This window comes from Desulfosoma profundi, from assembly GCF_055387865.1.
This window is the reverse complement of record NZ_AP042420.1, coordinates 2,262,197-2,286,738: the sequence shown is the minus strand read 5'-3', so window position 1 is coordinate 2,286,738 and position 24,542 is coordinate 2,262,197. Positions and strand designations below refer to the sequence as shown.

The following is a 24,542-nucleotide window of genomic DNA, read 5'->3' as shown; positions in this document are numbered from 1 at the left end:
AATGCGTCCCAGGACCTGTTGCCAAGTCTACGTCGTCCGTGCCTATGGGGGCCCCAAAAGGATTGGGTGGTCCGGCGCCATGAACACCAAGGCGGTTCTCTTTTTCTGCACGTTATGTTTTTTCTGTGCCCATACCCACCGAATTGTCTTCGGGGCGGCATCCGGGCAGACCTTGACCGTGGTGGCTCAGGAAAATCACATCCCGTTTTCCTACACGGACCCGTCGGGCAAACCGGCAGGGATGCTGATCGACCTGTGGAAACTCTGGACACAACGCACGGGGATCCCTGTGCGTTTCGTGCTCTCCGAGACCTCGGACGCGGAAAGCCAAGTCCTTGACGGCCGGGCTGACGTCTGGATCGGCGTTTTCCCACCCGCTCCCCGGACCGACGTTCTCTTAAGTGAACCTTTTGTGATCGTTTCTCGGGATCCTTCGGCCACGGCCCATGACAATGGGTTCGCTATCCGTGCGGCCGTGCATCCTGACCGAACAGACCTCTTGGAAGGGATCAACCAGGGATTACGACAACTGAGAGAGGAAGACCGGCACAGTGTGCTCCTTCACTGGTGGCCGCAGGGCGATTGGGTTTATTTGCCGCGCTCCAGGATCAAGACCGTGACGATGCTGGGAGCCTCCTTCCTTGGACTCTGGACCGTGGGAGTCTACATGCTTTACCGTTATCGGCTCAAGGAAAGGGCCCAGGAACACCTGAGAGTGTTGGCTGAACTGCGCCGCAAAAATAATGCGCTGCAATCGGAAATCGCCGAGCGCCGAAATGTGGAAAAAGACAAGGAACGCCTCATCCAGGAGCTTCGCGAGGCGTTGGAAAACGTCCGGAAGCTTCGCGGGTTGCTTCCCATCTGCGCCTACTGCAAGAAGATCCGTGATGACCAAGGCTACTGGAACCAGTTGGAAAGCTACATCACCCAGCACGCCGACGTGACCTTCACCCACAGTGTGTGTCCGGAATGTTCGAAAAGAATCTATGCGGAACTTCGAGCTTTCAAGGAAGGCGAGCAGCAGAAGAAAAAAGCCGCGTCCGAATGAAGGCCCGCCAAGAAACTCCCAAAGTCCTGACAACAGCGTCTCGAACGTGGTAAAGTTCGCTGACTTCCGGGGCACAGCGCCCGAAAAACCCCAATAATCGAAAGAGGGATGACACCATGCCGACACCGATTGACCTGGCCTATGAAGAAGCCACCCCTTTAAACATCCGCAACCCGTACATCGTCAATTTTCTAAAAGCTCTTGTGGACAAAAAGGGTGAACAACACAGCCCTGAAGCTCTGAAAAAGCTTCTAGACGATATGTACAAACTTTTCGAAAATCTGTTGGGTCAAAACATGGTCAAGGCCCTACCTGAAGAGAAGCGTGAGGAGTATCTAGAGCTCACGAAGGACCTTTCGAAGCTGAGCTACAAAAAGGTCGAAGAAATCTTCGACAAACATGTGCCTCACTATCAGGAAGTCATGAAAGAAACCATGAAACAGTTTACAGTACTTTTCATGAAAAACCGCCGCTTCGACCCGAAAGATTTTGAAAACCCCGAGGCCGCCTCGGAAAAATCTTCGAGCTGACGGGAGATCGTCGTCCCTGTCGGTTCTTCCATCTGGAGCCTTTGGGAGGCCGACCTTTCAACAGCCTCTGGGAGAGCCCGATGCGTCCGGATTCGTATGGGTCGCCATATCCGTGAAGCATCCAGGAGCCGGCATCCAGGTCGTAGCCTTTTCCGTCGGGTCGGGGCTTGCCCCGCCACCTGAGCAACCTTAGATTGCAAGGCATCAGCAACTTTAAAGAGCGAAAACATTCATAGAGGGAGTCACAACGAATGGAAGATCTCACCAAATGTCCCCATTGCGGAAGTCAGATGAAAAAATGGCGAACCCCAGAGTTCTCCACGTGGTCTTCGGAATACTTTTGGGTGTGCTTTAACGATGAGTGTCCGTACTTTGTGCGCGGGTGGTCCCAAATGGAACGCACTGTGTGCACTCGGGTGTCTTATCGGTTTCGATATGACCCTGACACAGGATATCGCGGCCCTTTGCCTGTGTGGTCGGCGGATGCCCTGAAATCCGGAATCATCGAAGATTAGGAACGTTCGAGGGACCGGCAAGGCCGGTCCTTTGCCATTGGACCTTCTTCGTTAAGTTGTTTTTGCCTGCAGACGCTCTTTTGGCCGAAGGGGGCCTTCACCCAACAGGAAAAACCTGAGCCACGACATGGCGAGCGCGTAGAGGATTTGGTCGTCTTGACGGACCTGCTCGACGTCAAGTCCCCCCGTGTCAAACATGTCCCGAAATCGGCTTTCACACACGAAAGATCGAAAGCGGTCGAGGTCGTATGAGGCCATATAGTACATGGGGATTTGTTTTTCAGTGAGGCCTTGGCGCACGCGGGGGTGAGTGACAATGTCCATCCATTCGTTGTTCATGCGGTGATAGACATCCAGTCCTTGGTTTTCAACCCACTCCGCAATGGTCCACGTGCGCGGCTCGTCAAATCCCCGACAATGGTCTTCGACCACCAAATAGAAAGATTCCAGCACCGTCCCGTGCACCCGATGTTTTCGGGACGCTCGGGCCAGCGGGTAAGTGCGGCATGCGGAGGGGCGGTGAGGATAGACCTGGCAACCGCCGGGAAGCACAAAGGGGCATGTGCGCCTTTCATTTTCCCGCATCTTGAGGACTACCGAAGGTAGCGGGCTCCCCTCAGCGACCACCACGTCGGTGTACTGGTCCAGGAAAGCCGACGTGGAAAGACCGAGGTGCCGGGCAAGCCTGAGGATATCGTAAGGGGTCAGCATGAGATTCAGATCCCGACAGCATTCCGTGAAGCAGGGCACACCGGGGTGACAGGCAAACCGGAATACGCCGTCCTGGATGGGTCGCAAACGGTCTCGGATTTTTTCGGGAGCGCTCCTCTCGATCGTTTCGTCCATTTGTCCACTTTCTACAAAATCGAGAAAAGCTCCTCGATTTGGCTTTGGATGTATGCGAATGCCAGAAGGAGCTTCTCTTCTTCGTTGTCCCGCACCCTTCTGTAGCGTTCCTCATCAATCCCGTAAAAGGTTCGAAAGCGCGGATCGTCCATGATGGCGTCGAAGCGGTCGAGATCGTACGCCAGGTAAAGGAGCTTTCCCAATCCGGCTTCCATCCTTTGTCCGGGCTGAAAATCTGCCGGCATGACCTGCTGAAAAGCCCGATCCATGACTTCGTACGGACCGACCCCTTGAGTCTCCAGCCATTCCCCAACGGTCCATAGCGTGCCTTCGTGGAGGCCGAGGCAGCGTTTCTTGTCGGCAAGAAGACGATAAGCCCCGTCTTCTCTCCCCAAGTCCAAGGGGAACATGCGGCAAGCCCACGGTCGGGCTTCATAAACGCGACATCCGTCGTCGCTGACAAAAGGACAGCGAAGGGTTGCAGGATCCATGGCCAGCTGGACCACGGGCACGTGGGTGACCTTGGCCAAGTAGTGGCGGGTGTATCGGCTTAGAAATTCCCCGGAACTTATCTTCAAGGCTTGACGCAGCCTCAAGATGTCATACGGGGTCAGATAAATGTTCACATCACGACAGCACTGCGTAAAGCAGGGCAAATCGGGATGACAAGCAAAACGAAGCGGGCTTTCCGCGTGGAAAACCACGGGCGTGTCTTCTGCAGGGCTCATCGACATGTCCTCTGAAAAAAGAGTCTCACCACATCTTGGGCTGTTCCCTGAGTGCATCAAGACTCATAGGGATAGGCCTGGAAATTTTTGAAGTCCGGATTCCCGTGCAAAAACATTTGGACAACCCGTAACGTCTGGGGGTCTCGGCATAAAATCACCTGGCACGTGCACTGTCTCCGGCAGGCGTCGCAGTAATAGTCCTCGTTCACTTCCTGCCCACAGAAACAATGGGGTGTCATGACCAACTGCTCTTCCACCCATTCAGCGATGAAGTAATCCCTTTGTTGCGTCTTGAGTCCTTCGGGGGTCACAGACATCTCCTTTTTTGAAACAGGCAAGGGGCGGGCATTACCGCCCGCCCCTCCATCTTAGGGTTCCGTTGTCGGGCGCACCGCCGGAAACCCTTACACATTTGCCGCCAGCAATTCCGACAGTTCGGCGATTTCCAGGTCTTCCTGCTTGCCCAAGCTGTTGCACGCGTCAATTAACATGTTCATGCAGTAGGGGCAAGACGTGGCCAGGACTTGAGCCCCTTTGGCCACGGCGTCTGTCACGCGCAACTCACCGAAACGTTCCCCCATAGGCACTTCCGCCCAAATGCGGCCGCCGCCCCCGGCGCAACACAGGCTCAGCTCCCGGCATCGACTCAATTCCACAGCGCCGCCGTTTACCGCGGCCTCAAGAAGCTTGCGCGGCGGCTCGAAAATGCCGCTGTGCCGGCCAAGATAGCACGGATCATGGAAGGCGACCTTCTTCGACACCCCTTTGGCCAGCTTCAGCCGGCCGTCTTCAAGGCATTGGGCCAACAGTTGAGTGTAGTGGATCACCTCCCACCGGCCGCCCAGTTCGGGGTATTCTTGCGTAAACGTCCACAAGCAATGCGGGGATGTGGTGATGATCTTTTTCACTCCCTTGGCGTTAAAGAGCTCGATGTTGGACTGGGCCAGCTTTTGGAAAAGTTCCTCGTCACCGAGCTTCCGCATGCTTTCCCCACAGCAGCTCTCTTCGTTGCCGATGACCCCGAAGCTGATTCCAGCGGCCTTGAGGAGTTTGACAATACTCTGAGCCACTTTGGTGCTGCGGGGGTCGTAGCAGGAATGGCAGCAGACAAACAGAAAGTATTCCGTCTCCGGACCGAAAGTCGGAATGTCCAACCCCTCCTGCCACGCCGTCCGTTTTTCTCGAGGTCCCGACCACGGATTACCGTTGGCATGGGCGCTGCCTAAAATGGGCCGCAAATTGGCCGGAGCCATCCCGGCACCCACAATACTGGATCGCATGGCCCGCACATTATCCACAATTTTCACGCCTCGTGGGCAATTGCTCTGGCACATGCTGCATGTGGTGCAGGCAAAGAGGATGTGTTCCTCCTCAAACCCTTCCATGCCCATTTGACCTAAGCGCTGCATATGACGGATGTTGAACTTTTCGCTGGTCTCTCCCGGCACCAAGCGCCATGGGCACAGGTTGGTGCACAGACCGCATTGCATGCACCAGTTGACCGTCTCCGCACCCATGCTCACGATATAATCTCGCATCTCCAGCGAGACGTATTTCGGTTCCATGATGCTCTCCTTCCGTTTTTCTCCTGCCCCGGTTAGAAACCTTTGTAAGGGTTCGGACCCACGTTTTCCAAAGTCGCAGCGAAATCATCGAGAATCTTTGGCAGTTGTGCATAGTCGGTGATGGAAACCTGTTCGAAACGGACGCGATCCGATTCCAGCACCAAACGATCCAGGGTCTCCTTGATCTTACTCATTCGGATATTGGCCAGCTCACTTCCCTTAATGAAATGGCACTGGTAATCGTCGCCATGCTTGCAGCCCAAAAGCAGAATTCCATCGATCCCTTTGGACAGGGCGTCAGCGATCCACACCAGGTTCATGGATCCCAGACAGCGCACGGGGATGACCCGCACCCAGGGGTTGTATTGGGCCCGACGAACACCCACCATATCCAATGCAGGGTAGGCGTCGTTTTCACAAGCCAGGACGACAATGCGTGGCTTCTCCTCGTCTTCTTCGGGCACTTCAATGTTTTTGATCACATTGCCGATCATGCCCACGGAGTAATTCTTAAACGAAATGATCCGTTCCGGGCAGGCCCCCATGCACACGCCGCAGCGACGGCATCGTGTGGGATTGGGCAAGGGGTTGGCTTTTTCGTCCTCGTTGATCGCGCCAAAAGGACATTCCTCGGTGCACCTCTTACACTGGGTGCAGCGTTGCATGAAGAATTCCGGATAGCTGAGATCCCCCGCTCTGGGATGGACCGCCTTACCCTGCGCCGTCATTTCCACACATTGGATTGCCTTGAGCGCAGCCCCCGCAGCATCCTCGACGGCTCGGGCGTAATCCATGGGTGCCCGGACTGTGCCGGCAGGATAGATCCCCGTGCGTCGAGATTCGTAGGGGAAACAGATGAAGTGCGAATCGGGAAAGCCGTATTTCAATGCGGGAACTTCCGGACCTTGGCGATATTCCAGGTTGAGCAGATTGGAGGTGAGGATGGTGTCCGCCGGAACCTCCATTTCCTCTTCGCCTTCCTTCGGCTGCTGGGCCTTGTACGGCTTCCCGAGAGATGCCGTGGAGACCATCCCCGTGGCAAGCACGACAAGGTCCACCGATTCGGAAGTCACCGGGGATCTCGTCAGGACGTCCTGCGCGGAAACCGTCAAGGCCCCGGCGCCGTCATCGTCCACCGACGTCACCGTCCCCCGCACGAAAACAACCCCGTCCTTCTGCACCTGCTTGTAGAGCAGCTCGTACTGGCCCGTCGCTCGCATGTCCCGATAGAAAATGTAGACGGGCATGTCCGGATTTTGCGTTTTCAGTACCTTGGCCTGTTTCAGCGACTCCACGCAGCACGCGGCCGAACAGTAGGGCAGATGCTCCGGATCTCGAGATCCGGCACACAGCACGAAAGCAACGCTCCCCGCCGGCTGTCCGGTGGACGGGCGCACCACGCGGCCTTCCTTGAGCATTTCCTCGAGACGATCTGCAGTGATGACGTCCGCATGATTCCCATAACCCAGGTGCGTCAGTTTTGAGGCATCGTAAGGCACCGCGCCCGTGGCCAGGACGATGGCTCCAACCCGCTCCAACGCCTGGGACCCGTTGGATTGAATCGTGACGTCGAACATGCACGGCGCCCCGCTGGTCTTCTGGATTTGAGCCCCCGTGTAGACTTTGATCTTGGCGTTCCCGCTCACCGCCGAGACCAACTCTTCAAGGTTCACTGGGTGGGGTTCTTCATAAGGCGGACCCAGGGGCGGCACGGAATGCACACATCGAAGATAGCCCCCCAGGCGATCACCCTTTTCCACAAGCACAACCTCGTAGTCCGCTGCGGCCGCTTCCTTTGCGGCCGTGAGACCGGTGAGACCTCCGCCGACGACCAAGATCCTCTTGCTGAGATTCTCCCCTTGGAAAGGCACCGGCGGCTCCATCTCCTTGGCCTTGGTCAGGCCCATGCGCAGGTAGTCCTCGGCCATCATCTGGGTATCTTCATCCCCCGCCGGATGACTCCACACGACCTGTTCCCTGAGGTTTACCCGATCCAGAACCTTGTCCATCCCAAAATCGAACACATCAGTCATCACCCGTGGGGAACATGCGGCGACAACCACGGTGTTGACGCCTTGCTGGGCCATGTCGTCTTCGATGAGTTTGCGCCCTTCCTCACTGCACAAAAAGCTGTGTTGGCGGCACACGGGCACCTTGTGTTCGCCGGTCGCCACCTTGATCAGAGCAGCCACATCCAGAGCGTCCCCAATGCCACAGCCCGTGCAGATATATACGCCGATTTTCCTTTCCATTGGCCTACCTCCTCACCATCGCCTGAATCGCCTTAAGGGCTGCCGCCGTCGCATCCTGGACACAAGAAGCCACGTCCACCGGCCGTTTGACACATCCCGCCGGAATGACCCCGCCGGATTGCACGGGAAGCAGGAAACCGTTGTCATCGTAAGACACGTCGGCAGGAACTTTCTCTTGCGCCGTGCTGGGCACCATCCCCGTGGCCAAAACCACAAGATCAAAGGCTTCCCGAAGGATCGCCCCGGTTTCCTGGTCCTCCACCTGCACGGTCACCCGACCTGTCTGAGGGTCCTGACAGATTTCCCCGGGTTTTCCTTTGACAAAGCGCACGCGGCTGTCCGCCTGAACTTTTGAATAAAAGTCCTCATATTTTCCCAGGGCCCGCATGTCGATGTAGAAAATGCTCACAGAGGCCTCGGGATTCTGATCCAAAACGTAGGTCGCCTGCTTGAGGGACGCCAGGCAACAAATCCCCGAACAGTACGGCAGATGGTTTTCGTCCCGAGATCCGGCGCATTGGACGAAAGCGACTTTCTGAATCGGGCCGCCGTCCGAAGGACGTCGAAGGGCCCCTTGGGTCGGACCGTTGGTGGAGGCCAGTCTTTCCATCACCACATTGGTAATGACGTTCTTGATCTGACCCGACCCGTAGTAAGCGATTCTCGACGCATCGTAAGGTGCCCATCCTGTCGCCCAAACCACAGCCCCAACCTTCAGATCGAAGACTTTTTCCTTCATTTCCACGTCGATGGCCCCATAAGGACAGGCGGCTCGAATCTTTTCCGCTTCGGCCGTTCCAATGACCTCCGGAGCCACCACGTACCGCAGGGGAAACGCAAATTCGTGAGGAAGGTAGGCCGCCTTCACGGTGCTCAATCCATAATCGAACGGATTGGGAACCTGGGTTTCAGCCGCCTCGGCACACAACCCGCAACCCGTACACTTTTCGTTGACGTAACGCGGCGAAATCTTCACCGTCACGTCCATGTCTCCGGGCTCACCGGAGATCTTGGTCACCTCGGCCATGGTGAAAAACCGCACCAAAGAATTATTCTTGATCCGGCGAAAATTGATTTCCAATCCGCACGAAGGAGGACACAATTTGGGAAAATACTTGTTCATCCTCGCCACGCGCCCACCCAGATAGGGCTCCTTTTCCACGATGTAGACCGGGAAACCGGCTTCCGCCGCCTCGAGAGCTGCACTTAAGCCGCTCATCCCGCCACCTACTACCAAGATACTGCGATGGCCCTTCGACACATCCGACATGGATTCTCCTCCAATGCTCCGAGTTCTCACCAACTCACACCGTTCCACAACGTTTCGTCCGGTTGTCTCTCAAAGGCCTCGATGCCTGAGATGTTTCACGCTCTCGTTCTCCGCGGAAGCGCCCCCACCCCTTCTCTCCCTTCGCCCGATTACGGCCCTCCGCTCCCCGATCACTCACACGCTCCGGGATCCCCACCCGACGACTCTCGACGCACCCTTACCGGAGTTATCCGGCACCGCCCAGAGGAATGCCGACCAACCCGCCCTTTCATCTCCTAGGCATGCTCGCAAAGGCGGGTTTTCCAAGGCTCTGTAAGCCGAGGGCCTCTGCCCGAACTCTCGTGCAGGCCACCGCCCGGGATGTTTCCGTCCCACGAGCCGGGCTTCTGTTTGTGAGAACGATCACCCGGGTCCCATAGCACAGAGGCATTTGCGAGGCAAGAATCCGCACTTGAGCTCTTTCCATTAAAAAACCCCCTGGGGCCCACGCGGGGCACCCAGGGGGTAAGGTTTTCAGACTATCGGTTTAGACATCCAGATGGATGACCGGGACCTTCTTCATGGTCCATTCCCCGGTCGCCGGATTCCAGACCGAGTTGACGAAGCAATGCCAATTCTTCTCGTCCATATCCGGGCAGTCGGCGCGGAAGTAATAGCCCGGCCACCGGCTTTCTTCGCGGAACAGGACGTGACGGAGATGGCTTTCGGCGATCCACATCCGTTGCACGTTTTCCCAGCACCGCATCAGTTCATGGAGATTTTCGGCCGCCAGCTTTTCGGAGTCTTCCTTCAGCATGGTCAAGAGCTCAAGGCCGCGCTCCAGCAAGTGCTTGTTGGTGGTGAACTGAGCCGACACGCCGGCGCAGTATTCATCCATAATCTTCTGGAGGCGGAACATGAACATCTTCGGCTTGATGAAGTTCGGGTTGATGTCCGGATCACTGGACAGGGGCGCGAACTCTTCAAACCGGGCCAACGGGGCAAGAATCTTGTCACGCAGCGCGGCGACTTGGGCTTCATCAACAGCCGGGGCCTGGTTGTGGTCCAAGATGTACGCAATGGCGCCCTTGGCCGCGATACGGCCTTCGGCGTGGGAGCCGGAGGAGAACTTGTGCGAGGAGGCGCCTGCACCATCACCTGCCGTGAACAACGCCGGAACGGTGGTCATATGGTTGTAGACACCGATGGGTTCCCATTGCTTGCGGTACTCGGCCGGCATCAGGTCTTCGGGACCGCACACCCAGGCGCCCGAGGCACCGGAGTGGGAGCCGATGAAGTACGGTTCGGCCGCCGCGATTTCCGAAGGCTTTTCTTCGGGCTGGATGTTCATACCGGCCCACAGAATGGCCTGGCTGATGGTCATGTCGAGGAAGTCTTCCCAGGCTTCGGCTTCCAGTTCCTTCATTTTCTTCTTGAAGGCCTTGGGATCGTCTTTGTACTTGGCCGCCAGGTTGGCGATGGCCTCTTCCGTCCTCATGTAGATGGGACCCTTGCCGGCCATGACATCTTCCATACCCAGCCAGTTCCGCAGGTTGGCCGGGATGGGCTTGCCGGTGCCATACGGCGCCCATTTGGGCAGCTCGTCGGCGCGCGTCACCATGTACTCTTCACCCAAAGCGTTCGTGGCGCGGGACTTGAACAGCAAGAACCACGCACCCACGGGGCCGTAGCCGTCCTTGAAACGCACGGGAATGAACCGCACTTCCTGGCAGGTCATTTCCGCACCGGCCCGGATCGTGAAGTACGCCGTCGACCCACTGTTCCACGGCGGGTACCACGCACGACCCAAACCTTCACCCACCGAACGCGGACGGAACACGTGCACGGCGCCGCCCATGCAGGCGATGGTCGCTTTGGCCGTGAACACGTAGAACTTGTTTTCACGGACGCTGAAGCCGACGGCGCCCACGCACTTGCCGTTGTTCAAAAGCGGCTCGACGATGAAGACGCGCTCAAACAGCTGGCCCTTGTCGCCCATCGTAGCCAGAGCGTTTTTGGCGGCTTCGGCCACGACGACCTTGTAGGATTCGCCGTTGATCATGATCTGCCACCGGCCTTCATGGACGTATTCGCCGTTTTCATCTTTCCAAATGGGAAGACCCCATTTTTCGAAAAGATGGACCGAGCTGTCCACATGGCGGGCGATGTCGTACACCAGGTCTTCGCGGGAGATGCCCATGAGGTCCTGACGCACGTACTTGACGTAATCTTCCACCGTGTTTTGGCCCTTGCCATAGCCGATGTATTGGTTGATGGCGGAAAGCCCCATGGCGACGGCGCCGGAACGGTCCATCGCCGCCTTGTCGACCACGGTGACCTTCAAGCCGTATTTCTTGGCCCAGTAGGACGCCTCAAAAGTGGCGCCGCAGGCGGACATACCACCACCGAGAATCAGAAGATCGGTATCGACGCGTACAGTTTCGAAATCGGAAGGCTTCATCTGTTCACCTCCTTAGGGTTACTTCTTCAGGGTGGGAAGTTGGGCCGCCAAGGTGGAAGCCGGTTCCGTGCAGAGCACCGGGCTCTTGATGTCGTCGGAACCCGTCTGCCACTCATCGGGCCACGGCTTGGCCTGGCCTTCCGGGGTGGTCCGGATGGGGAACTTAAACCGTTTCACCTGGCCGTTGCGGAACTTCACGGTCCACATAATGTCTTCGGAACCGCGGAGCGGCACAACCGAGGCGCCCATGGGGACAAAGTCCGCGTAGCCGCGCACATCCACTGCCTGCTGCGGACAGATCTTCACACAGTTGTAGCATTCCCAGCACATTTCAGGGGCCCGGTTGAAGGCCTTCATTTTTTCCTTGTCCAGGACCATGAGGTCGTTGGGGCAGATGTACATGCACGCGGTCTTGTCCTGCCCCTTGCAGCCGTCGCATTTTTCTAGGATGACGTAACTAGGCATCTTTTCACCTCCTAAAGGTTGTCACGAAACCACCGACCTATGCGAGCCCTTGCGGGGCCCGCCCCAAAGAAACAGTCGTTGCACCTCCTTTCCTTGGATGCAAACACCCGTTTCCCCTGTGGGAAGAGGCCCCAACGGCCCCCCTCCCAACGAAATGCGGTCCTCTATTTCTTGACCGGAGCATCCCCAGTGGCCGCTCCATGGAGCTTGATTTCCACTTTCTCTTCCAGGCTGGCGTAGTATTCCTTGAGAATGTCGAGAACTTCAGGTCTCGAGAAGTGCGGATCCAGCTCTCCACCCTCAGACAACGTCTTGCGGACCATGGTACCCGAAAGAATAAGGCGGTCCGCCTTACCGTGCGGGCAGGTCCTCATGGAGGCCATGCCGTCGCACTTGAAGCACCAGAATGTCCAGTCGATCTTGAGCGGCTTGGTGATCAGCGCATCCTTCGGGATTTCGTCAAAAATTTTCTGTGCATCGAAGGGACCGTAGTAATCGCCCACACCGGCGTGGTCGCGGCCGACGATGAGGTGGCTGCAGCCGTAGTTTTGACGGAATACGGCATGGAGCAACGCTTCGCGGGGACCGCCATAACGCATTTCCGCCGGATAACCGCCCACCACGATGGTGTCTTTTACAAAGTAGTTGTCAACCAACGCGTCGATGGCTTTTTTGCGCACGTCGGCGGGAATGTCTCCCGCTTTCAGTTTGCCCAACAACTGGTGAATGTAGACCCCGTCCATCACTTCCACGGCGATCTTACAGAGATACTCATGGCTCCGGTGCATGGGGTTGCGGGTCTGGAAAGCCGCCACCCGAGCCCAGCCTTTCTCATCGAAAATCTTTCGGGCTTCGGCCGGGGTTTGATAGGTTCCCTTGAACACTTCGGGATAGAAACTTTCGCTCAGCACCTTCACCGGACCGGCCAGGTTGAATTCCTTCTGCGCCATGACCTTGGCCACACCCGGATGGCCCGCCGCGTCGGTTGTCCAGAAAACGGACTTGCATTCATGTTCCTTGTCGATGGTGTACTTCTCGGTGACCTTCATGGTCCCCAGGATCTGGTCATTTTCCACATCCCACAACGCCACCTCTTCATTGGGTGCCAAGCTGTTCGCCAGGTCTTTGTCGGCGGAAAGGGTGATGGGAATGGGCCAGAAAGTGCCGTCGGCCGTCTTGTATTCGTCGCAGACGCCCTTCCAGTCGTCATAGCCCATGAAGCCGTCAAGGGGCGTGAATGCGCCGATCCCCAACATGACCAAGTCCGAAGCCTCCCGGCTTGTCATGGGGACCTTTTTCAGCGTCTTGGCCTTTTCCATCTCGGCCTTTCGGGCTTCACCTTCCAAAAGCAGGGGTTTGAGCTTTCTTTCTTTCCCATGGGGAGGAACCAGCTTGGACATCTTCCACTCTCCTCGTTTCGTTGTTAGCTATAGGTCCTTTCCGCGAGAGGCGGCACTCCAGCTTGTGCTTTCCGTATCAATCGCATTATAAAGGGCAGCGCCTCCATGTCAAGTGAAAAAATACGCAAAGAGACTCACCCCTCTCCGTTTCGGGAAGCGTCGGATCTGTTCAGGTCTTCGCCCCCTCCAAAGCCCCTTTCAGCTGATCCCGCTCCCTTTTCGCCTCCACCAAAGCCTTTTCCACCGCTTGCCGTTCGGGGTCGTCCGTCGGTAAAGACGCCAATTTTTTTTCCAATTCCTCAATACGCTTCAGACTCTGATACAGCTCCTGCGCCACGGCTCGAATGCTCATGAACTCTCCCCACAGTAAACTCTTAAAGGGCTACGTCCTCTTATTGATAAACTTTTCGTAAGCCAAAAGAAAGTCCTCCACCGCCGCGGGCGGCAGCCGCAGTTGATACCCCGCCCCCCCAGGTATTTGATCTCGACGCAAGGCCGGGTTGAGCCGCCTCAAGTCCTCAACAGGGACACCCGTCCACGCAGAAGCCTGCTTGAGCGTCAACGGGCGTTGGACCCACACGGTGGTGAAAGCCCAGAAAGGAGCATAGAGAGGTTTTTGGAGTCCGTAATCTTGAATGTTTCGCAGCACCTTCACCGCCGCGAGCACTCTCGGGACAAACTGCCTGGTTTGGTACGGCAGCACCTGTTTCTTGTACAGAACCCAAAAATCCCGAGTCCCACAGCGCCCCAGAACCTCTCTGATCGCCCCGTCCCCGGCATTGTACGCTGCCAGGGCCAATTCCCACGAGCCGAACTGTTCATAGAGGTCCATGAGATATACCGCGGCCGCACGTGTGGATTTGATGGGATCGAACCGCTCATCCACCCATGAATCCACACGCAGTCCCAAGGTGCGCGCGGTTGACGGCATGAGTTGCCAAAACCCAGCGGCACCCGCCCCTGATCTCGCTTGACCGCGAAAGCGACTTTCCACGAACACCACAGCCAAAAGATCGGACGGTGCCCCCACAACGTCCAGGATCTCTTTCATCATGGGGAGATAGATCCACGCCCGGTCCAGCACCTGCTGGAATCCGTCAGGATCACGGACCACGTGTTTTTGAATGTAGGCAAGAATACTGGGATGATCTTGGTAGGCTAGGGAGCGCTGGGGGGAATGATCCTCCGTGGGGTGGGGCGTCGTCCCCGGGTAGGATCCAGGACCCCCGAACTTAACGGGAACCGCCGCCAAGAGCGAACCGGTTGCCGCAGGGCTCATCCCTAGGCCGATCCCAAGGAAATGCTCGAGTGGATCGACCGTCACGCTGGAAGCCGTGGCAACCTTCGGAACCAGGACGCTCAACACGACGCAGAGCACAAAGCACAGTGGAAAAGAACGGATCGTCCCAGCGCGCTTTTCCCGTGGCCGGAAAAACCCATGCCTGAGGATAGCCGCCATGCTCTCTCCTTGTTAAAGATCCCGCCAATGGCCCGGTGGTGCAGCCGGCCGTTGGTAGCCTAGTCACCTTTAGCCGCCCGAGCGGCTTTCAGACAAACCCCATGAAAGCCCGTTTTAGGCCATTTGGGCGCATATTCTCGGATTCGCCCCTTAGGCCGGACGTGGAGGAGTGCCTGTGATGCAAAGCCTTGAGCGCTGATTTGCCACTGCGCTTTTTCTGACCTATCCTCCTCATTCCGGACAAAAACTTTTTTTCACTCGCCTTCACCGTGTGAATTTTTGTATACAGAGACCCTTTTTGGCACTCTTGATGCAATCAAACGGGATCTGTCGGAGAGCGTGAGAGAGACGCGCCAAGTGAGGAAAAAAGAGATGCACAGTAAGCCCAAAGGAGCCGTGGTGGTCAGCCTCGGCTGCTCCAAGAACCTCGTGGACAGCGAGGTCCTCGCCCACCAGCTTCACCTGTTGGGCTTTGAGGTGATCGACGATCCTTCGCAGGCTCGACTCATTGTGGTCAACACATGCGGTTTTTTGGAATCGGCGGTCCAGGAAGCCGTGGACCACATCTTGGAGATGGCGCTCTACAAAAAGGAAGGCTCCTGCGCCTATCTGGTGGCGGCCGGATGCATGGTCCAGCGCTACGGCCGAAAATTGGTGCCTCTGTTACCGGAAGTGGATCTATTTCTGGGAACCTCGCATTATGACCGCTTCGCCGCCGTTTTTCAGGAATCCGAGAGGCGAGGTTTTCCCAGAATCCTTCTTGAGCGCCCCCGCTACCTCTATCACTCCGGGACTGTTCGTCGGCTGTCCACGCCGTCGCACTGGGCCTATGTCAAAATCGCCGAAGGCTGTAGCAATCGCTGTTCGTTTTGTCTCATCCCCGCGCTTCGAGGTTCGTGCCGGAGCCGCCCCGTGGAGGATGTGCTGACAGAAGTCAAAGCGCTTGCCGAGGCCGGTGTGGTGGAAGTGAATCTCGTCGCACAAGACACGACGGCCTTTGGTATGGATCGGGGAGATCCCGAAGCTTTATGTCGGCTGTTTGAAGGCTTTGAGGACATCCCCGGACTGCGATGGGTCCGGCTTCTCTACGCCTACCCATACGGCATCAGCGACAAACTTCTGCAAACCATGGCATCTTCCTCCAAGGTGGTTCCTTACCTTGATGTTCCTTTTCAGCATTGTGTCCCCAGGATTCTGGAGGCCATGCATCGCCGCGGGAAAGGGCTCCATCCGCGGGATGTGATTGAACGCATCCGCCGCTACCTTCCGGACGCAGCCTTGAGAACGTCCCTCATGGTGGGCTTTCCAGGGGAAACCGAGGACGACTTTCAAGAGCTGTGCCGGTTCGTCGAGGACGTCCGGTTCGACCATATGGGCGTTTTTGCTTTTTCGCCCGAAAGGGGGTGTCGGGCCTCACGCTTCCCGGACCCAGTTACGGAACCCGTGAAAGCCGCCCGTCGAGACACCCTCATGTCACTGCAACAACAAATTTCTCGCGGGAATTTGCGTCGACTGGTGGGACAACGCGTCCCTGTGCTTGTAGAAGGGCTGCACCCGGAAACGGAGCTGCTCGCCGTCGGGCGGTTGCCTGGACAAGCCCCCGAAGTCGATGGGACTGTGATCATTGTTGAGGGCACCGCCAACGCCGGAAACGTCGTGTTGGCGGAAGTTTTGAAATCCCACGACTATGACCTGGAGGCCCGACTCCTGACTGATCCTCCCCATGTCGTCTAACCGGGGCGACTTTTACGCAGTTGGCTTTAAAAGTCAGATCTCGGATGAAGAGAGAACGGAAACTTTTTGACACGATTCCTCTTTTTCGCTATGAACCGAGTCGTGTTTTCTGGAACGAACGCCTCGATGCCAGGCCATTTTCGGACGCCTCTTAGGAGTGAAGCCCCTGTCGTGACCGTACCCGCCGCCCCCTCACTTTCCCCTCCTTCCGCGATCGGCGATCTCCTTAAGGCTCGGATCTATCAGAGCATCCGCCCGGAACTGGATCGCATCGAGCACGCTATTCGGCGTCATTTAAGCTCGAGCGTGCCCTTGATCGAGGTCGTCGGCCGCTACATCATGGAAAGCGGCGGCAAGCGCCTCCGGCCCCTTCTCATGGTGCTTTCCGCCAAGCTTTGCGGGTACCAAGGGGATCGGGACGCCGACCTTTCGGTCGTCTTCGAGTTTCTTCACGCAGCGACCCTTTTGCACGACGATGTGGTGGATAACGCCGAAATCCGGCGCACGAAGCCGGCCGCCAACACCCTGTGGGGTAACCCGGCCGTGGTCCTGGTCGGGGATTTTCTCTATTCCAAAGCCATTCTCATGACCGTGCTTTACGAAAACCTCCGGATTCTCGAGGTCCTCTCGGAAACAACCACGCGGATGGCCGAGGGGGAAGTCCTTCAGCTGATTCACTCGGATGATTTGGAAACCGATGAGTCGTCTTACATGGAGGTCATCATTCGGAAAACGGCCGTTTTGATGAGCGCTGCTTGCCAGATCGGGGCCATTTTCGCTCAAGCTCCTTCCTTCCAAGAAATGGCCTTGCGTGATTACGGGCACCATTTGGGAATTGCATTTCAGCTTGTCGATGACGCCTTGGATTACGTGGGAACTGTGGGCGAACTGGGAAAACCGGTCGGCAACGATCTTCAGGAAGGCAAGGCCACTTTGCCGCTCATTTACGCATTGACGCACGCCGATGCTCAGCGCCGGGATCTCATCCGAGCGGTTTTCACAGCTGAGCATCAAGCCCCTGGCGACATTGAGGCGGTGCAACGAGTGGTTCAGGAATTGGGCGGGGTGGATTACACCCTGCAACGCGCCGCCGAACATGTGGCTACGGCGAAGAAGAACCTCCAGTCCTTTCCCACAAACCCCACCCGATCGCTTCTCGAGGACATTGCCGACTACGTTTTGTGCCGGCGTTCTTAGCGATTCCGATAACATCTTGCCCGCCCCCCTCCCGCTTGCCCAGCCAAGCCCTGCCATGGTAAACGGAAGGCATTCTCTTGAGAGATTTGCCCTCTCTCAAGGCAGTGGAACTTTTTGGGGGTTGACGTGCAGGAAGCACGATTTTCCTGGTCAGAGCATTCTCTCTATCCTCTTTTCCTTTCCCTGGCGGATCGCGTCTGTCTCGTCGTGGGAGGCGGCGGCGTGGCGGAAAGGAAGGTGCGCAAGCTTTTGCAGCATGGGGCACAGGTGAGGCTCATTGCCAAGGAGCTCAGTCCATACTTAGAGGACGCCGCAAAGCATGGGGCCCTGCGTTACCTCGGCGCAACGTATCGGGCGGAACACCTGAACGGCGTGGATGTGGTTTTCGTGGCAACCAATGACGAAGAACTTAACCGTCGGATCGCCGAGGACGCCCGAGATCGCCGGGTGTGGTGCAACATGGCATCGGCCCCGCACCTGGGAACGTGCCTTGTCCCCGCTTCTTTTCGCCGCGGTCCGCTCACCATCGCCGTGGCCACAGAGGGGCTAAGTCCTGCCATAGCCAAGAGGATCCGCCGGAAGCTCGAGAACCAATTCGGTGCCGAATGGGAGCCGTGTCTACGGTTCCTTGGGGGGTTACGGCTGCTGGTGCAGGAAAAAAGCCGCGACAGCACCGCCAACCAGGAATTGTTTCGCAAGGTCGCGGACTTACCCCTAACGGATTGGATCCGTGAGGGGAAATTTACCAAAATGATCGACGCGGTCTCCGAGGTCTTCAAAGAGTTCGTGCCGCATGAACAGGTGGCCGCCTTATGGGACAGAGCATGGAACACATCCTGCTGATCTTGGCCGCTTGTGGCTATTGCGTCGGGTCCGTGGGATATTTCATTTTTTTGGTTCGAAACGGGCAGAATGTTCATCGTGCCGCCCTTTCCGCGCTGGTGTGCGGTATGCTCTGTCACGGTACGGCCATCGGGCTTCGTTCCATGTCGGTAGGGCATCTGGCGGTGACCAGCATTTCAGAAGCGCTTTCTTTTTTCTCATGGCTTCTGGTCGTCGCCTATATCCTCATCCAAAACCGATTGCGACTGCGCATCCTTGGCGCCTTCGTCGCCCCCTTGGCGGCTGCCTTCATGTTCGGATCGGCCATTTTGCCCTCCCACATGGTCCCCGCTTCCCCTTTGTTAAAAAGCGCCTGGGTGTGGGTTCACGTCAGCACCCTGTTTGCCGCCAATGCCGTATTTGCCGTGGCTTTCGCCGCTGCATTTCTCTATCTCTACCAAGAGCGGAGCATTAAGAAAAAAAAGCGCGGCTCCCTATACGACCGCCTGCCCGCTTTGGAACGACTGGACAGGGTCAACCATGTCTGCCTGCTGATCGGTTTCCCTTTGATGACCGTTGGGCTGTTGGCCGGCTTTCTCTATGCCAGCACCGTGTGGAAATCCCCGTGGAACTGGGACCCCAAGGAAATTTTCGCGTTGATCACATGGCTCATCTACGCGGTTTTGCTCCATGAGCGCCTCGCGGTCGGCTGGCGGGGCAAAAAGGCGGCCTGGTTGGCCATATTCGGCTTTTCTGCGGTTTTGATCACTTTTCTGGGCGTCAATCTTCTCTTCAAAGGCCATCACACCGTGTTCTTTACGCAATGAGGATGTCGACATGGACATCTATCTCATGGGAATGAATCACAAAACGGCTCCTGTGGAAATCCGCGAACGCATTGCCCAGGTTTGTCGGATAAACGCCAGCCCGTTGGAGCATCGGCATCATTGCAAGGCGGTCGAAGAACTTTTCTTCCTCTCCACCTGCAATCGGGTGGAGTTCCTTTTCACGACACGCAATGGAACCGACGGGGTCGAAGAAATCACGAACCTCATGGTCCAGTTAGTGGGACTTTCGAGAGAGACCGTGACCCAGCATCTTTACATCCACAGGAATCTCGAAGCCGTGCGCCATCTTTTCCGCGTCGCGTCGAGCCTGGATTCCATGGTGGTCGGCGAACCCCAAATCCTCGGACAAATCAAGAACGCTTACCGGGAGGCCGTCCGTTATCGGACGGTGGGCGTGGTGCTCAACCGATTGCTCCACAAAACCTTTTCCGTAGCCAAGCGTGTGCGGACGGAAACCAATATCGGAGGCCACGCCGTTTCCGTGAGCTACGCCGCGGTGGAACTGGCCAAGAAAATTTTCGGGGAGCTGAAAGGCAAGCGCGTCATGCTCCTCGGCGCCGGAGAAATGGCAGAGTTGGCTGCGGAACATTTTCGCTCTCAAGGTGTGCGGGACATGATCGTCGTTAACCGCACCCTGGAGCGCGCCGTCGAGCTGGCCCGGCGTTTCCACGCGCAAACGGTCCCATTCGCCCATTTTCTCGACGCCCTCCAGGATGTGGACATCGTTTTGTGCTCCACCGCCGCTCCCCAGCCCATCCTCTACGCGGGCGATTTGAAACCCCGCATGCGGAAACGTAGAAATCGGCCTGTGTTTTTCATCGACATTGCCATGCCCCGGAACGTGGATCCCAAGGTCCATGAAATCGACAATGTTTACCTCTATGACATCGACGATCTCAAAGGCATCGTGGACCTCAACCTTTCGGAAAGGCGCCATGAAGCCGAAAAGGCACAGTTTATCATCGACACCGAGATCCTTCAGTTCCAGCAATGGCTGCAGACCTTAGACGTCGTGCCGACCATCATCGCCCTGCGTCGCAAAGCGGAGGCCATTCGGCAGGCGGAACTTCGCAAGACCCTTTCCCATTTGCAGGGTTTGAGCGATAAGGAAAAGGAAGCCATCGGGATTTTGACGGAGTCGATCGTCAAGAAATTGCTCCACGACCCGATTTTGTTCTTAAAGAAAAAATCGGTGCGGGATTCCAAGAACCTATATGTCAACTTCACGCAACAGCTCTTTAACTTGGATCAAGATGACGCGCCGACAAGCTCGCTTGACTGCACCGATGGGTGATGTTAACGATCTGAGCTGTCGATCATGCTGGAGTTTTTAGGGCGGGTCGGCCCAAAGGAAAGCGAGGGGCGCCATGGCCGAAATCATCGAATTCGGCAAACGATCTGATGGGAGCAAAGCCGAAAAGGACGCTGAAAGCCGTCGGCGCAAGGTGGAAGCTTTGCGAAGCCTGTTTCAGTGCAGCCGTTGTGCTTTCAAGTGCGCCAAATGCGGCACGCAGCTGGACCAGGCGGAACGCACCGGCCAGAGATATGCCAGCCCGTATCCCTTTTGCAGCCATTGTTTTGAGGAGTATCAGGAATACAGAACCCGGCTGGACCATCCGGATCGGCCTGCCGCGCAGTACTGGCATAACGCTCTGTGGATGAAGGTGTGGGAAAGTTGGCTGGAACATCAACGCCGGCTTGACGAGTACCGTCGCTCCAAGGAATTCCTCCAGCTGGTCCAGGAAGTGGAGCAACTCTTAGGGACATAACTTTAAGGAAGGAGCCCCCCATGATCGGTGGCATTGGCATGCCCGAATTGCTGGTCATCCTCGTGATCGTGCTCATCATTTTTGGAGCCGGTAAACTGCCCGAAATCGGCGCCGGTTTGGGCAAAGGCATTCGGAATTTTAAGAAAGCGACGCAGGAAGAACCGGAACTCTCGGGAAAAAAGACGGAAAAGATCGAAGCGCCTGCTGGTGGAGCGGAAAAACCGGTGGACTGAGCCTCTTGGGCGGCATCCCAACCGACCGGCCGTTCCCCTGCCGAAAACGAAAGCGGGTCACGGGAACGGCCCTCGCGCACACCCCATCGAATCACAACCCTCCACGAGAGGGTCTCCCACGGCCTCACCTTTCAAGGCATGACCATCGCCACAGCACGGTCGACACGTCCGGCGCCTCGGGGCGCCGGACGTCTGTTGCGTCCCCTCTTGATCCATGAAACCGAAAATCCCATCGTTCCAGCCGGATCTTGCCACGACCCCGCGTCAACGGATTCAGAAAGGGATGTCATCCTCCGAGGATCCGGGCATTGCCGGTATTTCCGGGAGGTCGTTCGGTAACGGTTCTTTCGGCCTCGGCTCTCGGCGTGGAGGCGCTTGGTTGGCTTCGACCTGAGCCAGGGCGTCACGGCTGCTGTCAAGAAAGCCCACATCGGAGGCGACGATTTCCGTGGTGAATCTCTTGATACCCTGAGAGTCATCCCACTGGTTCGTCCTCAGCCTTCCTTCGACGTAAACCAATCGACCTTTGGAAAGATAATTGGCGCAGTTTTCGGCGGTTTTGCCAAAAACCACGACGCGGTGCCATTCGGTGCGCTCTTCCCGTTGGCCTTCTCCCACCGACACCCATTCATTGGTTGCCAGGTTAAAACGCACCACGGCCAGTCCGCTTTGAGTATACCGGACGTCGGGATCGGCACCCAACCGGCCGATAAGGATAACCTTGTTCAATGTCCGTGCCATGACGCCGCCCACCTTTCTATGGCCCCCGAGGCCGTTGTCTTCAGGTGCACGAGAAACGCTCACGAGTTGAATGACCTTGGCTCTATGGTCGCTCTATACCACATGGCTCTTTTGTCAACAAGCGTGGCGTCGCCGACACCGGAAGGAAGTTGACTCCACCAGGGAAAGCCTTTACACTTTCGAGCGCTGCAAATTTTAGTGTCTTTTTCTCAATAGTTAAATCGGGAGAAACGCATGAGTTGGGTCCGGACGGTGACGTTTTACGTGATGCTGCTCGTCTCAACGATCGTCCTGGGTATCTTGGCCATCGCCATAGTGCTTGTCACCCGGCGGAGCGATTGGGCGCACCTGTGCGGCCGCCTCTGGGGAAACCTCAATCTCTGGGCGGCCGGGGTTTCCGTGGAAGTGAACGGCCTGGAACACCTCGATCCCTCACGACCTGTGGTTTACGCCGCCAATCATCAAAGCTGGTTCGATATTTTTGCCATTCTGGGAAAACTGCCGGTGCAGTTTCGATGGCTGGCCAAGGAGGAACTCTTTCGCATACCCATCATGGGACACGCCATGCGGTTGATCGGCTACGTGCCCATCGATCGGTCCGACCGGAAAAAGGCTTTCCAAAGCCTCGACATGGCTTCTCAACGGGTCCGCAGCGGTACCTCCATCGTCATTTTCCCCGAAGGTACACGAAGCCGCGACGGGGTCCTTCAACCTTTTAAGAAAGGCGGGATCATCTTAGCCATTCAATCCGGACAACCCATCGTGCCCATTTCTTTGAGCGGATCTTACGGAATTTTACCCAAGGGGCAATGGCGGGTGCGTCCTGGGCGGATCCGGATGACCATCGGCAAGCCCATCGACACCGCATCCATGAGATTGGAAGACCGGGACCATTTGATCCAATTGGTCCGAGAAGCCATTCGGCGTCACCTCACCGAAAGGGAGGGAGGGATTCTGAACGCAGATCCAACCGCCGAACAGGTCCGCTCCGCAGTTCGATGATGATGAAACCCACCGAGACACATCCGCTTCGACTCATTCCCCTTGGGGGATGCGGCGAAATCGGCCTCAATATGCTGGTGATCGAATACGGGGACACCATCGTCGTGGTGGACGCCGGCTTGATGTTTCCCGAGGAGGAAATGCCGGGCATTGATATTGTCATTCCCGACTTCACCTACCTCCGCGAGCACAAAGAAAAGGTCCGGGCCGTGGTGGTCACCCATGGACACGAAGATCACATTGGGGCCATCCCCTTTCTTATCCGGGAATTTGCGGTCCCCATCTACGGCACGCCTTTGTCTCTTGCGCTGATTGAAGAAAAGCTCAGGGAACACAGGCTCTTGGAGCGCACGGTTTTGCACCGGATCCACGCGCGGGAGCGGTTGGCCCTCGGTCCGTTGGTACTCGAATTCATTCAAGTCTGTCATAGTATTCCGGACGGTGTCGGTTTGGCTGTCGAGACGCCGCAGGGGATCATCGTTCATTCCGGGGATTTCAAGATCGACCACACGCCCTTGGACGGCAAACGCTTCGACGCCGCCCGATTTGCCGCCTATGGGGAGCGGGGTGTGCTGGCTCTGCTGTCCGATTCCACCAACATTGAAAAAGAAGGCTACACCCTCTCGGAAAGGGACATCGGGCACACGTTTCGCGAGATTTTTCGGGAGTGTTCCGGGCGGATCATCGTGGCCGTCTTTGCCAGCAACATTCATCGGATTCAGCAGGTGTTGGACCTTGCCGAAGAATTCGGCCGAAAGGTCCTGTTCAGCGGCAAATCCATGGTGACCAACGTCCGCATCGCCAGGCAGTTAGGGTATCTTCGGTTTGATCCCGACAACGAAACAACCTTGGCCGAACTGCAACATCTGCCGGATGACAAGGTGCTGATGCTCACAACCGGCAGTCAGGGGGAGCCCATGAGCGCTCTGACCCGAATGGCTTTTAACGTCCACAAGAAACTTTCCATCAAGGCCGGGGACACCGTTGTGTTCTCTTCCAAGTTCATCCCGGGAAACGAGCGGGCCATCCACAACATCATCAATCATCTTTACCGCCATGGAGCCCGGGTGATCCACGACCAGGTGAAGGACATTCATGCCTCGGGACATGCCTACAAAGAAGAGCTGAAAACCATGATCAATTTGGTGCGTCCCGACTATTTCATTCCCATCCATGGTGAATATCGGCACCTGGTGCAACACAGACACCTCGCCATCCACCTCGGCATTTCCGAGGAGCGCTGTCTCCTGGTGGAGAACGGAGACGTCATCTCCTTTGAGGCCGGGACGGCCGCCGTCCGTAAGCGGATCGAAACGGGCAGGGTGTTTGTCGACGGCAAAGGCGTCGGGGATGTGTGCGATCTGGTCCTTCGGGACCGTCGGCATCTGTCCGAGGATGGCATGGTCTTGGTTTCCTTGGTGGTCAGCAAGGAAACGCGCGAGATCCTCAGCGGGCCGGATGTGGTCAGTCGCGGTTTCATCCTTGAAGAGACGAAACCAGAGATCTTGGACAGTGCCCGATGCCTCATCCTGGACGCGCTCGAACGCTACCAGACCGAAGGTGAGGCGATGGATTGCGGGGATTTTCAACTGGAAATCCGAAGGGAGCTGAAAAGGTTTTTCCAAAAGGTTCTGGATCGCCGACCGTTCATCCACCCCATGGTCGTGGAAGTCTAAGG

General features: G+C 56.9%; 24 protein-coding genes. 12 read left to right on the top strand and 12 right to left on the bottom strand.

Annotated elements, in window-relative coordinates:
• Nucleotides 1–79 precede the first annotated feature (79 nt).
• From ACZ5K9_RS09870 to ACZ5K9_RS09860, 3 genes are all read left to right on the top strand, one after another.
• Complete coding sequence (locus ACZ5K9_RS09870; RefSeq protein ID WP_464271168.1) at nt 80–1,048, top strand: transporter substrate-binding domain-containing protein; 969 nt, start codon at nt 80–82, stop codon at nt 1,046–1,048.
• 116 nt (nt 1,049–1,164) lie between these two features.
• Nucleotides 1,165–1,578 (top strand): DUF5663 domain-containing protein, encoded by a 414-nt coding sequence (locus tag ACZ5K9_RS09865; RefSeq protein ID WP_464271167.1) that lies wholly within the window; start codon nt 1,165–1,167, stop codon nt 1,576–1,578.
• A 251-nt stretch (nt 1,579–1,829) separates the two neighbouring features.
• Nucleotides 1,830–2,093 (top strand): Ogr/Delta-like zinc finger protein, encoded by a 264-nt coding sequence (locus ACZ5K9_RS09860; RefSeq protein WP_464271166.1) that lies wholly within the window; start codon nt 1,830–1,832, stop codon nt 2,091–2,093.
• 51 nt (nt 2,094–2,144) lie between these two features.
• On the opposite strand, the gene ACZ5K9_RS09855 is transcribed toward ACZ5K9_RS09860, so the two are convergent.
• From ACZ5K9_RS09855 to ACZ5K9_RS09805, 11 genes are all read right to left on the bottom strand, one after another.
• A complete protein-coding gene (locus tag ACZ5K9_RS09855; protein ID WP_464271165.1) occupies nt 2,145–2,939 on the bottom strand; it encodes a YkgJ family cysteine cluster protein in 795 nt (264 codons plus the stop codon).
• An 11-nt stretch (nt 2,940–2,950) separates the two neighbouring features.
• Nucleotides 2,951–3,667 (bottom strand): YkgJ family cysteine cluster protein, encoded by a 717-nt coding sequence (locus ACZ5K9_RS09850; RefSeq protein WP_464271164.1) that lies wholly within the window; start codon nt 3,665–3,667, stop codon nt 2,951–2,953.
• Nucleotides 3,668–3,723: 56 nt separating this feature from the next.
• Nucleotides 3,724–3,978, bottom strand: a complete 255-nt coding sequence (locus ACZ5K9_RS09845; RefSeq protein WP_464271163.1) for a hypothetical protein — start codon at nt 3,976–3,978, stop codon at nt 3,724–3,726.
• Nucleotides 3,979–4,071: 93 nt separating this feature from the next.
• Nucleotides 4,072–5,235, bottom strand: a complete 1,164-nt coding sequence (locus ACZ5K9_RS09840) for a (Fe-S)-binding protein (RefSeq protein WP_464273955.1) — start codon at nt 5,233–5,235, stop codon at nt 4,072–4,074.
• A 29-nt stretch (nt 5,236–5,264) separates the two neighbouring features.
• On the bottom strand, nt 5,265–7,484 hold the full coding sequence (locus ACZ5K9_RS09835) for a hydrogenase iron-sulfur subunit (protein ID WP_464271162.1): 2,220 nt from the start codon (nt 7,482–7,484) through the stop codon (nt 5,265–5,267).
• Nucleotides 7,485–7,488: 4 nt separating this feature from the next.
• On the bottom strand, nt 7,489–8,754 hold the full coding sequence (locus tag ACZ5K9_RS09830) for an FAD-dependent oxidoreductase (protein WP_464271161.1): 1,266 nt from the start codon (nt 8,752–8,754) through the stop codon (nt 7,489–7,491).
• 526 nt (nt 8,755–9,280) lie between these two features.
• Entirely contained in the window at nt 9,281–11,194 is a 1,914-nt protein-coding gene (gene aprA / locus ACZ5K9_RS09825) for an adenylyl-sulfate reductase subunit alpha (RefSeq protein WP_464271160.1), read from the bottom strand.
• A gap of 18 nt (nt 11,195–11,212) precedes the next feature.
• On the bottom strand, nt 11,213–11,659 hold the full coding sequence (aprB, locus tag ACZ5K9_RS09820) for an adenylyl-sulfate reductase subunit beta (protein ID WP_464271159.1): 447 nt from the start codon (nt 11,657–11,659) through the stop codon (nt 11,213–11,215).
• A gap of 164 nt (nt 11,660–11,823) precedes the next feature.
• Nucleotides 11,824–13,059, bottom strand: coding sequence for a sulfate adenylyltransferase (sat, locus tag ACZ5K9_RS09815; RefSeq protein WP_464271158.1), 1,236 nt, complete (start codon nt 13,057–13,059; stop codon nt 11,824–11,826).
• Nucleotides 13,060–13,228: 169 nt separating this feature from the next.
• Nucleotides 13,229–13,411: a hypothetical protein gene (locus ACZ5K9_RS09810; RefSeq protein WP_464271157.1), complete on the bottom strand. Its 183-nt coding sequence runs from the start codon at nt 13,409–13,411 to the stop codon at nt 13,229–13,231.
• Nucleotides 13,412–13,441: 30 nt separating this feature from the next.
• On the bottom strand, nt 13,442–14,518 hold the full coding sequence (locus ACZ5K9_RS09805; RefSeq protein ID WP_464271156.1) for a lytic transglycosylase domain-containing protein: 1,077 nt from the start codon (nt 14,516–14,518) through the stop codon (nt 13,442–13,444).
• Nucleotides 14,519–14,890: 372 nt separating this feature from the next.
• Between ACZ5K9_RS09805 and rimO the strand changes: the two genes are divergently transcribed.
• The 7 genes from rimO to tatA all read left to right on the top strand — a co-directional run bounded on the left by rimO (nt 14,891) and on the right by tatA (nt 21,121).
• Complete coding sequence (gene rimO / locus ACZ5K9_RS09800; RefSeq protein WP_464271155.1) at nt 14,891–16,252, top strand: 30S ribosomal protein S12 methylthiotransferase RimO; 1,362 nt, start codon at nt 14,891–14,893, stop codon at nt 16,250–16,252.
• A 171-nt stretch (nt 16,253–16,423) separates the two neighbouring features.
• Nucleotides 16,424–17,449 carry a polyprenyl synthetase family protein gene (locus ACZ5K9_RS09795; RefSeq protein ID WP_464271154.1) on the top strand — a complete coding sequence of 342 codons (1,026 nt, stop codon included), beginning with the start codon at nt 16,424–16,426 and terminating at the stop codon, nt 17,447–17,449.
• Between the two features lie 126 nt (nt 17,450–17,575).
• Nucleotides 17,576–18,292: a precorrin-2 dehydrogenase/sirohydrochlorin ferrochelatase family protein gene (locus ACZ5K9_RS09790; protein ID WP_464271153.1), complete on the top strand. Its 717-nt coding sequence runs from the start codon at nt 17,576–17,578 to the stop codon at nt 18,290–18,292.
• Nucleotides 18,262–19,098, top strand: a complete 837-nt coding sequence (gene ccsB, locus ACZ5K9_RS09785; RefSeq protein ID WP_464271152.1) for a c-type cytochrome biogenesis protein CcsB — start codon at nt 18,262–18,264, stop codon at nt 19,096–19,098. The genes ACZ5K9_RS09790 and ccsB overlap by 31 nt, the downstream gene beginning before the upstream one ends.
• Before the next feature lie 10 nt (nt 19,099–19,108).
• Entirely contained in the window at nt 19,109–20,413 is a 1,305-nt protein-coding gene (gene hemA / locus ACZ5K9_RS09780; RefSeq protein WP_464271151.1) for a glutamyl-tRNA reductase, read from the top strand.
• Nucleotides 20,414–20,486: 73 nt separating this feature from the next.
• Complete coding sequence (locus tag ACZ5K9_RS09775; protein ID WP_464271150.1) at nt 20,487–20,888, top strand: hypothetical protein; 402 nt, start codon at nt 20,487–20,489, stop codon at nt 20,886–20,888.
• Between the two features lie 20 nt (nt 20,889–20,908).
• Nucleotides 20,909–21,121 (top strand): twin-arginine translocase TatA/TatE family subunit, encoded by a 213-nt coding sequence (gene tatA, locus ACZ5K9_RS09770; protein WP_464271149.1) that lies wholly within the window; start codon nt 20,909–20,911, stop codon nt 21,119–21,121.
• 273 nt (nt 21,122–21,394) lie between these two features.
• Here tatA and ACZ5K9_RS09765 read toward each other — a convergent pair whose 3' ends face one another.
• Nucleotides 21,395–21,862 carry a single-stranded DNA-binding protein gene (locus tag ACZ5K9_RS09765; RefSeq protein WP_464271148.1) on the bottom strand — a complete coding sequence of 156 codons (468 nt, stop codon included), beginning with the start codon at nt 21,860–21,862 and terminating at the stop codon, nt 21,395–21,397.
• Nucleotides 21,863–22,096: 234 nt separating this feature from the next.
• Here ACZ5K9_RS09765 and ACZ5K9_RS09760 point away from each other — a divergent pair, with 234 nt between their 5' ends.
• Both ACZ5K9_RS09760 and ACZ5K9_RS09755 read left to right on the top strand, forming a co-directional pair.
• The gene (locus ACZ5K9_RS09760) at nt 22,097–22,864 is read left to right on the top strand and encodes a lysophospholipid acyltransferase family protein (protein ID WP_464271147.1); all 768 of its coding nucleotides are present in this window, start codon (nt 22,097–22,099) and stop codon (nt 22,862–22,864) included.
• Nucleotides 22,861–24,540, top strand: coding sequence for a ribonuclease J (locus ACZ5K9_RS09755; RefSeq protein WP_464271146.1), 1,680 nt, complete (start codon nt 22,861–22,863; stop codon nt 24,538–24,540). The genes ACZ5K9_RS09760 and ACZ5K9_RS09755 overlap by 4 nt, the downstream gene beginning before the upstream one ends.
• The last annotated feature ends 2 nt before the right edge of the window (nt 24,541–24,542 follow it).

Bases quoted from the DNA above. Each gene is read 5' to 3' on its own strand.
- rimO (WP_464271155.1), top strand. From the start codon at position 14,891: ATGCACAGTAAGCCCAAAGGAGCCGTGGTGGTCAGCCTCGGCTGCTCC.
- ACZ5K9_RS09805 (WP_464271156.1), bottom strand. From the start codon at position 14,518: ATGGCGGCTATCCTCAGGCATGGGTTTTTCCGGCCACGGGAAAAGCGC.
- ACZ5K9_RS09810 (WP_464271157.1), bottom strand. From the start codon at position 13,411: ATGAGCATTCGAGCCGTGGCGCAGGAGCTGTATCAGAGTCTGAAGCGT.
- ACZ5K9_RS09755 (WP_464271146.1), top strand. From the start codon at position 22,861: ATGATGATGAAACCCACCGAGACACATCCGCTTCGACTCATTCCCCTT.
- ACZ5K9_RS09865 (WP_464271167.1), top strand. From the start codon at position 1,165: ATGCCGACACCGATTGACCTGGCCTATGAAGAAGCCACCCCTTTAAAC.
- hemA (WP_464271151.1), top strand. From the start codon at position 19,109: ATGGACATCTATCTCATGGGAATGAATCACAAAACGGCTCCTGTGGAA.
- ACZ5K9_RS09850 (WP_464271164.1), bottom strand. From the start codon at position 3,667: ATGAGCCCTGCAGAAGACACGCCCGTGGTTTTCCACGCGGAAAGCCCG.
- aprB (WP_464271159.1), bottom strand. From the start codon at position 11,659: ATGCCTAGTTACGTCATCCTAGAAAAATGCGACGGCTGCAAGGGGCAG.
- ACZ5K9_RS09835 (WP_464271162.1), bottom strand. From the start codon at position 7,484: ATGGAAAGGAAAATCGGCGTATATATCTGCACGGGCTGTGGCATTGGG.
- ACZ5K9_RS09765 (WP_464271148.1), bottom strand. From the start codon at position 21,862: ATGGCACGGACATTGAACAAGGTTATCCTTATCGGCCGGTTGGGTGCC.
- ACZ5K9_RS09775 (WP_464271150.1), top strand. From the start codon at position 20,487: ATGGCCGAAATCATCGAATTCGGCAAACGATCTGATGGGAGCAAAGCC.
- sat (WP_464271158.1), bottom strand. From the start codon at position 13,059: ATGTCCAAGCTGGTTCCTCCCCATGGGAAAGAAAGAAAGCTCAAACCC.
- ACZ5K9_RS09855 (WP_464271165.1), bottom strand. From the start codon at position 2,939: ATGGACGAAACGATCGAGAGGAGCGCTCCCGAAAAAATCCGAGACCGT.
- aprA (WP_464271160.1), bottom strand. From the start codon at position 11,194: ATGAAGCCTTCCGATTTCGAAACTGTACGCGTCGATACCGATCTTCTG.
- ACZ5K9_RS09870 (WP_464271168.1), top strand. From the start codon at position 80: ATGAACACCAAGGCGGTTCTCTTTTTCTGCACGTTATGTTTTTTCTGT.
- tatA (WP_464271149.1), top strand. From the start codon at position 20,909: ATGATCGGTGGCATTGGCATGCCCGAATTGCTGGTCATCCTCGTGATC.
- ccsB (WP_464271152.1), top strand. From the start codon at position 18,262: ATGGGACAGAGCATGGAACACATCCTGCTGATCTTGGCCGCTTGTGGC.
- ACZ5K9_RS09760 (WP_464271147.1), top strand. From the start codon at position 22,097: ATGAGTTGGGTCCGGACGGTGACGTTTTACGTGATGCTGCTCGTCTCA.
- ACZ5K9_RS09830 (WP_464271161.1), bottom strand. From the start codon at position 8,754: ATGTCGGATGTGTCGAAGGGCCATCGCAGTATCTTGGTAGTAGGTGGC.
- ACZ5K9_RS09860 (WP_464271166.1), top strand. From the start codon at position 1,830: ATGGAAGATCTCACCAAATGTCCCCATTGCGGAAGTCAGATGAAAAAA.